The organism is Sporosarcina sp. BP05, assembly GCF_014282005.1.
Classification (GTDB): domain Bacteria; phylum Bacillota; class Bacilli; order Bacillales_A; family Planococcaceae; genus Sporosarcina.
This window is the reverse complement of record NZ_JACFTD010000002.1, coordinates 544190-556976: the sequence shown is the minus strand read 5'-3', so window position 1 is coordinate 556976 and position 12787 is coordinate 544190. Positions and strand designations below refer to the sequence as shown.

The window sequence follows — 12787 nt, the reverse complement described above, 5'->3', positions numbered from 1 at the left end:
GCATAAGTAGACGGAGTGCTGAAGTTTTTTGGGACGAAAGAATTGCAAGCTTCTTACCTGGAGTAAAGCCGCCAAAGATGCAATTTTGGCGGCTAAAACTTTCTATATGGTTTTTTATTAAAGAAGCTTTACTTTCTATTAGGTATCACATGATTAGATGCATACTCTTTGTTAAAAATAAGCAAGCAGCACATTGTACAACGTGTAAGAGTGCCCGAAATTGCATCTTCGGGCACTTACACTTTCTTTAGAAAGTCATCTACTCTTTTCTTCCCAAATAACTGCATTTTCCACTTAAATATTGTAGGTACCCAACAGGCGACTATTCACAACAACACACTTGCCCCCGGTAAAACTGTCCTGAATAGTTCGTCGAAAGCGGGCCGGAAATATACCTGTGAAAATGGAGTATCCCAAGCCCATCTCACCAGTAGTTTATACAAATAAATCATTAATTTACAGATGTTTTAATAAACATTAAAAATACCCGACATCGCAAATGCGCAATCGGGCTGATCTTTTACTCTTTTTTCATTTCATCTAGCACGCGGTTAACGCGCTTTTCAAGCATTTTCATGCCTCCGCCGCCTGCTTGGAAGTGACGTAACTGTCCGTCTTTATCAAAGACATAATAAGCCGGAACGTATTGGTTGTCAAATTTATCCGTTAATGTCGCCTCACTATCGACAAAAATCGGTTGAGTAATGTCGTGTTCAGCTGCTACTGATTTAATTTGAACTAGATCTAAATCGTCCTCAGAACGTGGCATATGGACTGCGATAACATTTAAATCTTCTTTGTATTTGTCTCTAAATTCATTGACCTCAGGCATCGCTTCCTTACATAGGTGACAGCTGATAGACCAAAAATGAACCAGTGTGGGTTTTACACCAACCAATTCTTCTTTTGTTCGTTCCCCATTCAACCATGCTGTTGCACCTTCAAGTTCAGGTAATTGATCACGTAATTTCATGCTTTTTCCTCCTTCATTTTCAAAAAAATCCCCACTGCTAATATATGCACGGGGATTTCATTTGGTAAAATTTCAACTGTTACTTATAGTGTCTTCTGACCAGGTCTCCAGTTAGCCGGGCAAAGTCCGCCAGTTTGAAGAGCTTGAAGCACACGCAATGTTTCGTCTACATCACGGCCAATATTGTTGTGGAATACTGTTTGGTATTGAAGTTCACCTTCAGGGTTGATGATGAATAGGCCGCGTAGTGCGATACCTTCTTCTTCAATTAGCACACCATAGTCGCGTGAAACTTGGTGATTTGTATCTGCTGCAAGTGGATATTTCAACTGCTCAAGGCCGTTATCTTTACGGTCTGTGTTAATCCAAGCAAGGTGCGTGTGGATTGTATCCGTAGATAGACCGATAATTTCTGTATCCAAATCTTCGAATTCATCATAACGATCAGACATTGCTGTAATTTCCGTTGGACATACAAATGTGAAGTCCATTGGATAAAAGAATAATACTGTCCATTTATCGTTTTTCATATTTTCTTGAAGGCTTACTTTACCAAAAGACTTATCTGCTAGTACCGCATCCAATGTGAAATCTGGTGCTTGCTTACCTACCATACGGTTAATCATTAAATAACCCCTCCACTAATTCTTTTGTGCCAGGACATTCGCCTGCACAATCCTTTTCAAGACTAACAAAAAAATGGCCCCATTTCAAACGGAGTGCCTTGTCGAAACAGCGCTCCATTTAATATGTGGCAATTTCATGACGTATATACAGTCATTATAATTATCCTTCTCCCACTTGAGGTAAAAAGATTGTAATTGTTAATTACAATTAGACGGTTTCGCAGGTCGCGCTAGGCAATATTCGCAGGTTGGATCACCACAAGAACCCTCACGCCATTCATCGCACGATTGGCAAAATACGGAATCGTGTTCATCATTATAATCTAATTGATCAAGACAGATTTTACAGTGATTGGGCAGTTCTAGTAAATTACGGATTTTTCCGTCTTTCATAAGAAATATGCCTTCTACTTCTTTTTTATCTCCCATTAAACTACCAATTGATTCCCAACTAAGTCCGAGGTCTTCCATTGTCCTTTTACGGTTATCCGGGTCCATATAAAAAACTTTCTTTTTCCCCAATCAAAGCCCCCCTTTATTCGCTATATTATACCACGAATAGCCTAGATTTCCATCACTAAAGCATGAATGAAAATGCAAAATACAATTTTGAATACTGCCCATTCACATATTTCATCCATCGTTCAATTAGATTATGTCAAAAGATGAAATGATGATCACATGAAAAGCTGGTATCCTATTTTACCTGTTTCATAAATAGTTCTTGATTTTCGGGTGAAATTTCGTATAATTAAAAAGGGTTTTCAGTAAACTTGAAGTATACTATAAATAAACTTCATTACGAATGGGGCGGAATGTCCGTGGAGATTGGAAGTAAGATTAAAAGCCTGCGTTTAAAAAAAGGGCTGACACAGGAAGAACTTGGCGAACGGACTGATTTAACAAAAGGCCATATATCGCAGTTAGAACGCAACCTGAACTCTCCTTCTATTGAAACGCTTTTCGCATTATTAGAAGTGCTGGGAACGACACCCAAAGACTTTTTCGATGAACCGAAAAAAAATGTTCAAGTTGTCTACTCAACTGATAATCAGACAATCTATACGGATGATGAGATGAAATATAGCATCCGCTGGTTAGTGCCCAGATCAAATGAGAATGAAATGGAACCTGTCCACATCACATTTCACGCACAGGGCGAATTCAAAAAGTTCGAGCCATCTCTTGCCGAAACGTTTATATACGTCTTAAAAGGAAAAGTCGCTGTGATCATTGGCAATACACAGCACATTGCTTCAAAAGGAGATGCAGTCTACTATGACGCATCCGAGCATCACTGTTTATCAAATGCATTCAACGGAACGAGCGAAATACTGCTCGTCGCGACGGAATCTTACTTATAAAGAAAAGGAGTGTCAGCATGACGACTCAGCCAATTATTCGATTTGAAAATGTTACAAAAAAATATAACCATGATACAACCGTATTGAACAGTGTTTCCTTTGAAATGGAACGTGGGAAGTTTTACACATTACTGGGTCCATCAGGTTGCGGGAAAACGACAATCCTTCGTCTAATCGCAGGTTTTATCGAACCAACAGAAGGCACAATTTTCTTCAACGGAAATAAAATCAATGACGTACCCGCCAATGAACGACAAGTAAACACCGTTTTTCAAGACTATGCGCTGTTTCCACATTTGAATGTTTTTGAAAATGTTGCATTCGGGCTGCGTATTAAGAAAGTAAAACAAGACGAAGTCAAACGCCGTGTTATTGAAGCACTGAAATTCGTCAATCTTGAAGGCTATGAAAATCGGGAAATTGCAGAAATGTCCGGCGGGCAACGTCAACGCGTCGCTATTGCAAGGGCAATCATAAATGATCCAGAAGTTATTTTACTCGATGAACCGCTATCAGCACTCGATTTGAAACTGCGTTCTGAAATGCAATATGAACTCCGGGAATTACAGCAACGTTTAGGTAAAACCTTCGTATTCGTTACACATGACCAGGAAGAGGCACTTGCAATGTCCGATGAAATTTTTGTTTTGGATGCAGGAGAAATCCAGCAATCAGGAACTCCGCTCGATATTTACGATGAACCTATCAACCGTTTTGTGGCTGATTTCATTGGCGAGTCTAATATCGTTCCAGGCAAAATGATTGAAGACTTTGTCGTTCAATTTACCGGGAAAACATTTGAATGTGTAGACAAAGGCCTAAATCCAAATGAGAAAGTAGACATTGTTATCCGCCCGGAAGATTTGGAACTCACTACTGTCGATAAAGGGAAACTAAACGTGACAGTTGATACGCAATTATTCCGTGGTGTTCACTACGAGCTATCCACTTACGATGCTGACGGTAATGAATGGCTTGTGCATTCAACTAAAAAAGCGGAAGTCGGTGTGAAAGTTGGACTCGATTTTGATCCAGAAGACATTCATGTTATGCGCCTAAACGAATCTGAAGAGGAATTTGACGCTAGACTTGAGGCATATGGGGTATCGGATAATGAACAATAAACCGCTACGCCCGCTGTACACAATTCCGTATACAGCTTGGATTCTTCTCTTTGTTATCACGCCGATTGCACTTATCATTTACTATTCGTTTTTTGATTTAGCAGGTCATTTCACTTTTGACAACTATAAAAACTTTTTCTCTTCTGTCTATTTGAAACTGACTATCAGTTCATTCTGGTATGCGTTTCTAATTACATTATTCACGTTACTGTTTGCCTATCCAACCGCTTATTTCCTGACGAAGACGAAGCATAAGCAACTTTGGCTATTGCTCATTATTATTCCGTCTTGGATTAATCTTCTTCTAAAAACATACGCTTTCATTGGACTTTTCGGACTTTATGGTCCAATAAACGCATTGTTAGAAACAGTTGGTATCGGCAATCAGCAAATTTTATTCACCGATTTCAGTTTCGTATTCGTATCCGTTTATATTTTCATCCCGTTCATGATTTTACCGATTTTCAATTCACTTGATAAATTGAATCCTGCGCTTATCGACGCTTCACGTGATCTAGGTGCTAATTCATGGACGACATTCAGGCGCGTCATTTGGCCCCTAACGTTAAATGGTGTTAAATCAGGAATTCAAGTTGTTTTCATCCCCGCCCTGTCGCTGTTCATGATTACTCGACTGATTGCCGGGAACAAAGTCATCACACTTGGAACCGCGATTGAACAACAATTCCTCGTTACACAAAACTGGGGGATGGGTTCAACAATTGCCGTATTCCTAATTTTATTTATGTTTATCATCATGTTGATTACGAGCAGTAGCGATAGGGGGACGACAATCAATGGAAAAATTAAGTAAGCTTCCTAAACTCTATTTGGTAGTCGTGTTCATTATTCTATATACTCCAATTTTTTACTTGATTTTTTACTCGTTCAATTCGGGCGGCGGCATGTCCAATTTCGAATCATTTACGTTTGAACACTACGCAGCAGTATTTGAAGATACACGACTAATTATCATTTTAATCAATACAATTGTCGTTGCCTTGCTGTCTGCGCTCGTCTCGACTGCAATCGGTGTGCTCGGTGCATTGTCTATTGTTTTCATGCGCAATAAAGCGATGCGCAATGCCGTATTGTCACTCAATAACATTTTGATTGTCAGCCCAGACGTTATCATCGGTGCATCTTTCCTTATTTTATTCACCATGATTGGTGTCAAGCTTGGATTTGCTTCCGTACTTATTTCGCATATCGCCTTCAGTATCCCTATTGTTGTCATTATGGTACTCCCTAAACTACAGGAAATGAGTCCAACGCTAATCGATGCTGCACTCGATCTTGGGGCTTCAAAACGCGACGTTTTAACACGGGTTATTATTCCCTTTATTAAACCGGGAATACTTGCGGGTTTCTTCCTCGCATTGACATATTCTCTAGATGATTTTGCCGTAACATTTTTCGTGACTGGAAACGGGTTCTCCACGTTGTCCGTTGAAATCTATTCAATGGCACGCGCTGGAATTACGTTGACAATTAACGCATTATCGGGACTTATCTTCTTAGTGACGGTTGTACTAGTTCTAGGTTATTACGCCGTTAGCCGCAAAACCAAAACACCGCTTTCGGGGGTGAAGAAATGAAAGGTATTTTGCGTGGTGCGGTAGTGATCATTGTTATTTCCGCTATTTTACTGCTCATTAACGGAAAGTTAAATGAAGGCGGAGGAAATGCCAATAAGAATTCAATCACCATCTATAACTGGGGTGAATACATCGACACTGATTTACTCAAACAATTCGAGAAAGAAACTGGCATTAAAGTCACGTACGAAACGTTTGACTCAAATGAAGGTATGATGGGTAAAGTTGAACAAGGTGGCACATCCTATGACATTACGATGCCTTCTGAATACATGATTGAAATGATGAAGGAAAAAGATTTACTGTTGCCACTCGACTACAGTAAAATTCCAAACATCAAAAATATCGATCCCTATTTTCTCGATTTACCTTTTGATCCTGGCAATGAATATTCACTACCCTACTTTTGGGGAACAGTCGGGATTGCATACAATTCTTCACTTTTAGAGGGACAGACGTTTGAAGAGTGGGATGATTTATGGAACCCGACCCTTACGCAACAAGTTATTCTTGTCGATAGCGCACGCGAAACAATCGGAATGGGGCTAAACTCATTAGGCTATTCATTGAACTCCACCAATATGGACGAATTGCGTGAAGCGACAGATAAATTGAAAACACTTAGCCCTAATATCAAAGCTGTCATCGGGGATGAAGTGACGCAACTGATGATTAACGGAGAGGCTGCCATCTCACTTACATGGTCTGGTCAAGCTGCAGATATGATGTATGAGAACGAGGATATCAATTATATTGTTCCTGAAGAAGGTTCAAATCTGTGGTTCGATAATATGGTTATTCCTCGCACATCAAAAAATATCGAAGGTGCGCATGCTTTTATCAACTTCATGCTCGACGCTGAAGTTGCGGCACAAAATGCCGATTACGTCGGCTATTCTACACCTAATTTGGCGGCTCTCGATCTGATGGATCCTGAAGTGACAGAAGATGAACGTTTCTATCCCGATGAAGAAACGCGCAGTCACCTTGAAGTATATAGAAATCTTGGTCTTGAGATGCTGGGCCATTATAATGAATTGTTCCTGGAATTCAAAATGGATATGAAATAAGAATGTGATCTATATAATCAGCACTTAACAAATAGACTGCTCTTCCAACACCGCTTTGTCGCTTGGTGATGGCCTTACGCAATAAGAACGTCAGAAAATCACTGGGGAGGGATTGAACTACATCCCTCCTAGGTCTTATTGCTCCGGCGCCTGCAGGATGCGGGTGTGCAGCCTTTGCCGCAGGACGCGGCGATATTGGGCTGCCTTTCATTAGTGTCGCTCCTTCGCTAGATTTGTTCGTTATACTAGTGAGGTATACCACCTAGTTAATTCTAAATAAATAGTGCCGAATATAAAGACGACTTTCGCACATGCGGAAGTCGTCTTTACTTTTTGTACACAAGTCGCAAACAAGGTAACCACATACAGATTGTGGTACTATACTTTAGTGACACGAAACAGTTTGGAAAGTTGGGATACTTATGGCAGTCAAATCTAACAATTTCGCCTTATACGTTTTAATGTTCAATATGTTCATCGCCATGGCTGGCATCGGTCTTATCATTCCAATTATGCCTGAATACCTGGGCACGTTTGGCGTTGCTGGTCAGGCTCTCGGCTTTCTAATTGCCATGTTCTCATTTGCACAATTTATCTTTTCTCCGATTGCCGGCGATTTATCCGATAAACATGGTCGTAAAAAGTTAATTATTATAGGATTAATCATTTTTGGTCTATCACAACTTGCATTCGGACTATCCACCGAATTATGGATGCTTTATGCCTCACGTTTCTTTTCTGGTCTTGGCTCTGCATTTATCGTACCGCCTATGATGGCATTCGTTGCCGATATTACAACTTATGAAAACAGAGGAAGAGGCATGGGTCTGCTAGGTGCTTCCATGTCCCTAGGATTCATGATTGGACCTGCAATCGGCGGATTCCTTTCAAAAGTTAGCCTACAGTTCCCTTTTTACATTGCAACAATTGCAGCCCTAACGGCAGCGCTTATTTCCATTTTTGCATTACCGAATCCGACACCGCGAAGCACAGGCGAACCTGGGAGTAAGAATAAAAGGGAAAATCTTTTCAAGCAGATGAAACGCTCAGCGACAACTCCTTACTTTGTCATGCTAATTGTTATGTTTGTCTTTTCATTCGGTTTGGCTAATTTCCAATCTACAATTTCTCTTTACGTAGACCATAAATATGGCTATACACCCGCTCAAATCGCTGTCATTATTACAGTTGGAGGATTTGTTGGAGTTATTGCTCAGACATTTGTCATCAACAAATTGTTCAAGCGTTTTGGAGAAATGCGCGTTATTCAGGTGAATCTTGTCATCGCAGCTTTTGCAATGATTGGTATTATATTCGTTAACTCCTTCTTTATGATTCTTTTCGTGGCAACAATCTTCTTCACTGCAACATCCCTTCTGCGACCAGCCGTCAACACACTCGTTTCGAAACTTGCCGGTGAAGAACAAGGTTTTGCAGCAGGCATGATGACTGCCTACATGAGTCTTGGAAATATGATTGGACCGGCACTTGCCGGCATCTTGTTCGATATCAATATCATCTATCCATATATTATTGGTACTGTTATCCTACTCATCTGTTTCACCATTGCATCTTATTGGGCAAAACGGAACGGGGATTTGCTATCAAGTTTATGATGATAATAAAAGCGCTATCACACGGGAAAACTTCCAGTGTGATAGCGCTTTTTCGGATGAAATCTATTAAATCATCGCCTCTTCTTCGCCTTCAATAATTCAGAAATACTTTCCCCCGCTGTCGATGTCTCCTTGACAGCTTGTTCACGTACCAGACGTTTCTTCGTAAGCCCTTTAAACATACCAAAACGGCGCAATGTGATATCGATAAAGAACAAAATCATCGATGCTAAAATTAGCCATTCTGCAATTCGGATCTTTTCGCCACTTTTAAAAGGATGATCGCGGAATGCTTCTGTCGGTGCTTCCAACACTTTTCCACCTGTTCGTTCGGCAATTTTAGTCATCAGTGCTAGGTTCGGAGCTGTCGGTTTATATTCATCGCTATACGGCACCGACAGACCGGCTTCGAACAATCCGCCTTTATCATCCGATACACCGAAAAATACAAGACCCGGTTTGGCATCAACAGTTACACGTACTTTACCGGGAGCAAGTGGCTCTGAGGTAAATGGCACTTCTTTCCCCGCTTCATCGACGACGGCTATGTCGAGGAATGCTGCCTTACGAGAACTGTCTGTCACCGTATAGGTGCCGCCTCTATCGTGCGTGATAATATAAGGGACTTCCTCATAAGACGGCAGTAATCGTGCCACCGCGGTATTCCAAAACGCTGGGTAGCCGCCCCATCTTGCTAAGTCCCCCGTCCATTTCCCTGTTGAATCAGATGTGAATGCAACTGTCCTGCCAAGACCATACATCCATTCAGCAATGACAGGGTCATCTTTATGACTAAGCCCCGCAATCGTTGCTGTAGTCTTCGCAGTCGTCGCAATATAGGCATTCATTTGCGGAACCCCTTCACTAAACAAAGACGTCCATTCAGGAATACCACCCAGCGTCATATAAAACGGATTATCCTCGATATATGTCCGCGTCATCATCGACGTTTCTCTAGCCAGTATTGCAGGTACTGTCGACTCATCGACTACGTCGTAAAACCTTCCGCCACCATTTTCCGCAAGATCTTCTAATAGCGACCAGTCCGCATCTGAACCGATAGCAACCGTCGACATCGTAATATTATTTTTTCGACCTTCCGCAATCACATCTTCATAATCCGAAGGCATCGGTGATTGGCCATCTGTCATCAAAATAATATGCTTCCTTTGCAGTTTCAAATCCGCAAGATCATCATATGCTTTTTGCATGCCTGGAAAAATATCCGTCCCCCCGCCAGCTGGTACAGAGAGGATTTGTTCGACTGCTTCCTTCTTATCTCCAAGCTTACCGATTGGAATGACTTCCCATACTTGATCGTCAAATGCAGTGAAACCAAATGTGTCATCATCACGTAGAAGCTCAACCGAACGGGCAGCCGCTTCTCTTGCCAAGATGATTTTCGAACCAGACATACTTCCCGATCTGTCCATAACAATCATTAGACCGAGCGAAGGGAGCGATTCTTTTCCTTTCACTTCCATCTCGACTGGTAGAAGCCGTTCGATTGGAGACTTGAAATAACCGCCAAGCCCGAAACTTTCATCTCCTCCGACCATCATGAAGCCTGTACCAAAGTTCTTTACTGCCTGTTCAATGATCGTCATCTTATCTTCACCAACCACATGCCCTGGCACATTATCAAAAATGATTGCGCCGTAGCCTAGATAACCCGACAGCGTTTCCGGTAATTGTTCCGCATCGACAACATCTACAGTCATCGCATTTTTATCCAGCAGTGCTGGGATGATTGATGGATTTCGGCTCGTCTGTACAATAAGAACACGTGGGGAACGCTCCATCATCGTGACGGACAGCATTCGGTTGTTTTCTAAAAAGCTATCATCCGATACAAGGAGTTTGGCTTCGTATTTCAGCAGTCCGCTTCCGGTTGCCGATGTACGGAATGAAAAAGTGTTTTTACCAGGCTCAAGTGTCACCGGTTCTTTGATGATTTCCTTATCATTTTGATAAATGAGCAGTTCACCAGTAGTTCGAGTAGATGATTCCACTTCAACTTGTAGCAGCTGCTTCTCTCCTTCATAAGCAGTTAGTGGCGTATCAAAAATCGTAATTGAGGCGTCTGCACTGCCTGGTCGTTCTAGTAAAACAGTGTCAATGATCACACGGTCTTCATTATATTTAGGCAATAACTCTTCGACCTTGCCCACCGTTTCCAAACCATCAGACAGTAACACAATCCGTGTCGCACTATCATTTTTAGCCACTGCAGCAGCAAGGTCAATCGCTTTCGCAATGTCGGTTGCATCTTTCGGTTCCATCTGTCCTATTACCGGAAGTGCTACGTCTGCATCCGTCAGCTGTAAATCTGTTCGGAACGTCTCTGCGAATGAATACAGTCCAACTGACTGATTCTCTTGACGGCCTTTCAAACTTTCTGTAATCCATTTATCCGCCATGTTCCCGGCACTTTCAATAGATACAGAGCGGTCCACGACAAACAATATTTGTTCTTTATCTGCACGCAGCGTCACAAAAGGATTTGCCAGTGCAAAAATGAGAGCAGCAATTGCAGTACATCTCAAGATAAAGAGAATGGTCCCTTTTCCAACAAGCCGCATGCCCGATGATTTCCATGTATACGCCATATAGAGAGCGATTGGGATGAATAATAATAGCCATAATGGCTGATCAATTCGGATATCCACGTCTTCTTTGCACCTCCCATTCAATTAGTAGAAGAAGCAAAAGTGGCACAAGGAATAACCAGCCAATCCTATTTTTCCCCTCTTCATTCCCTTTCCCATTTTCCGTGCGCCCGATTTTATATGATGAACCCTGATCTAGCTCTTTTTCTGACCGCTCAAGCTGAACAGCAAACATCTTTTCGACTCCTCCGTCCAGCGCTTTGTAAATACCCGGACGTGCTGGCGCGATGAAACTCGAACCATCCGCAATTGTCGTTACATATTCATCATCTATCGTATAGATTTCCAGTCCATTCTCTGTTCCACCTGAAAGAACTGCTTTGCGTTCATTAGGCACAAATAACCCTAAAGAATCTGTTTCAGAACGCAATAATTCAGCGGAACTCCAAACAAATAACGGGAAAGACGGATGAAGTGGCCAGTCGGTCAGTTCAATATCAGCAAGTATGACAATGTCGCCACGCTTGGATTTTTGAATGAACGGTTTATCGCCCACAGTCGCGATTGTCGTATACGATTTAAACGGCGGATACAAGGCACTTACGTAGACCTCACTTATATCTGCAATCGTAAACAGTGGATCTGAGGTATTTCTAACAGCGCCTGCAACTGGTTCAGTGGATTTATCATCCCTTCCAATAATCACCACCGGCTTCGTTCCCTTTTTAAGGAATGACACATCGTTTGTCACAATAATGGATCCGTCCTGTGCGGCTAGCATTTCATTCGTGGAACCAGTTGTAACGGTTAATCCCACAGCTTCAAATGCTCTCTTTACCAACTCATGCAATTGCCCGTCGACAACGGCCTCCCCCGTCTCATTACCTAATAAAACGTAGGCCGTATTATCGGCTTCATAGTCGTCCTCTACAACGATTTCGGCACGTAATAATTTACTTTCAGGTAACTCCTTGAACGATAAAAGTACTTCTTCCTTGCCTTCAATAGAAAAGGTTTCGACTTTCAATGAGTTACCGGTTTGTAGATCCTTAATATGTACGGCTCCGATTTTAGCATCAGTGGAATCATTGGTAATCCTGATAATGGCTTCCGTTCCTTCAGGCGTTTTGACAGCACCGAATTGATCGATGGATACATTGACTTTAGGTAATTCATCACCATGAATCGTCCATGCGATGGCGCTTTCTCCTTCAGAAAAAGTTGCTTGGTCTAGTGAATCCGTATAAATATGAATAGCAGCACCATCTGTTGCAGTGATTGACTTTGCGAACTCAATTGCCCGTTCCATATATTCATGTTCATATGTAACGGCTAATTTGTCGATAGCGGCCGTGATTGCATCACCGTCTGTTTCTTCCCGTATAACTATAATGGGCTCTTTCCCAGTTGTCATAATTGTGATTGGTTCTCCCAGGCGACTCGCGACAAGTTCCTTCATCGCTTCCTGATTGCGCGCAAATAATGTAGTTCCTTCATTGCTAGCAAGCATAGTCGCAGACGTGTCCACTATAAGAATAGTATGACCACCGACCGCCTCTTCTTTAGTAAGATAAGGCCCTACTAAAATAAATACAAGTAGCAGAAGTGCCGCCATTTGCAGATAAAACAGGGCATTCCGCTGCAAGTTTTTCAAGTAAGGAGACACCCGTGTTTCCCGCATCGATTGTTCCCAAAATAATGTTGATGATATTGTTGTCGTTTCGTAGCGTTTTCGGAAAAAGTAATAGAGAAGGACGGCCATAGGAAAAACCACCGTCCATCCATTCACTAACTTATCAAATCCCAC

12 protein-coding genes are annotated in these 12787 nt (G+C 41.9%); 6 read left to right on the top strand and 6 right to left on the bottom strand.

The annotated features are described in order from the left end of the window. Window positions 1-520 precede the first annotated feature (520 nt). From H2672_RS04465 to H2672_RS04455, 3 genes are all read right to left on the bottom strand, one after another. Window positions 521-973 (bottom strand): TlpA family protein disulfide reductase, encoded by a 453-nt coding sequence (locus H2672_RS04465; protein WP_186669440.1) that lies wholly within the window; start codon window positions 971-973, stop codon window positions 521-523. A gap of 83 nt (window positions 974-1056) precedes the next feature. Continuing rightward, a complete protein-coding gene (locus H2672_RS04460) occupies window positions 1057-1599 on the bottom strand; it encodes a peroxiredoxin (RefSeq protein ID WP_186669438.1) in 543 nt (180 codons plus the stop codon). Between the two features lie 198 nt (window positions 1600-1797). Then, a complete protein-coding gene (locus H2672_RS04455; protein WP_186669436.1) occupies window positions 1798-2121 on the bottom strand; it encodes a hypothetical protein in 324 nt (107 codons plus the stop codon). A gap of 299 nt (window positions 2122-2420) precedes the next feature. On the opposite strand from H2672_RS04455, the gene H2672_RS04450 reads away from it, so the two are divergent. The 5 genes from H2672_RS04450 to H2672_RS04430 are packed head-to-tail and all read left to right on the top strand — an operon-like array spanning window position 2421 to window position 6755. Next, window positions 2421-2963, top strand: coding sequence for a helix-turn-helix domain-containing protein (locus tag H2672_RS04450; RefSeq protein ID WP_186669434.1), 543 nt, complete (start codon window positions 2421-2423; stop codon window positions 2961-2963). A gap of 17 nt (window positions 2964-2980) precedes the next feature. Continuing rightward, window positions 2981-4087 carry an ABC transporter ATP-binding protein gene (locus tag H2672_RS04445; RefSeq protein ID WP_186669432.1) on the top strand — a complete coding sequence of 369 codons (1107 nt, stop codon included), beginning with the start codon at window positions 2981-2983 and terminating at the stop codon, window positions 4085-4087. After that, window positions 4077-4901 (top strand): ABC transporter permease, encoded by an 825-nt coding sequence (locus tag H2672_RS04440; RefSeq protein WP_186669430.1) that lies wholly within the window; start codon window positions 4077-4079, stop codon window positions 4899-4901. Before H2672_RS04445 ends, H2672_RS04440 begins: the two co-directional genes overlap by 11 nt. After that, window positions 4885-5685 (top strand): ABC transporter permease, encoded by an 801-nt coding sequence (locus H2672_RS04435; RefSeq protein WP_186669428.1) that lies wholly within the window; start codon window positions 4885-4887, stop codon window positions 5683-5685. The genes H2672_RS04440 and H2672_RS04435 overlap by 17 nt, the downstream gene beginning before the upstream one ends. Then, window positions 5682-6755 carry an ABC transporter substrate-binding protein gene (locus H2672_RS04430; protein WP_186669427.1) on the top strand — a complete coding sequence of 358 codons (1074 nt, stop codon included), beginning with the start codon at window positions 5682-5684 and terminating at the stop codon, window positions 6753-6755. Before H2672_RS04435 ends, H2672_RS04430 begins: the two co-directional genes overlap by 4 nt. Here H2672_RS04430 and H2672_RS04425 read toward each other — a convergent pair. Continuing rightward, a complete protein-coding gene (locus H2672_RS04425) occupies window positions 6736-6966 on the bottom strand; it encodes a hypothetical protein (RefSeq protein WP_186669425.1) in 231 nt (76 codons plus the stop codon). The genes H2672_RS04430 and H2672_RS04425 overlap by 20 nt on opposite strands. 211 nt (window positions 6967-7177) lie before the next feature. Here H2672_RS04425 and H2672_RS04420 point away from each other — a divergent pair, with 211 nt between their 5' ends. Beyond that, entirely contained in the window at window positions 7178-8371 is a 1194-nt protein-coding gene (locus H2672_RS04420; RefSeq protein WP_186669423.1) for an MFS transporter, read from the top strand. Window positions 8372-8442: 71 nt separating this feature from the next. Here H2672_RS04420 and H2672_RS04415 read toward each other — a convergent pair whose 3' ends face one another. Then, entirely contained in the window at window positions 8443-11040 is a 2598-nt protein-coding gene (locus H2672_RS04415; protein WP_186669421.1) for a VWA domain-containing protein, read from the bottom strand. Beyond that, window positions 11024-12787, bottom strand: coding sequence for a vWA domain-containing protein (locus H2672_RS04410; RefSeq protein ID WP_186669419.1), 1764 nt, complete (start codon window positions 12785-12787; stop codon window positions 11024-11026). Before H2672_RS04410 ends, H2672_RS04415 begins: the two co-directional genes overlap by 17 nt.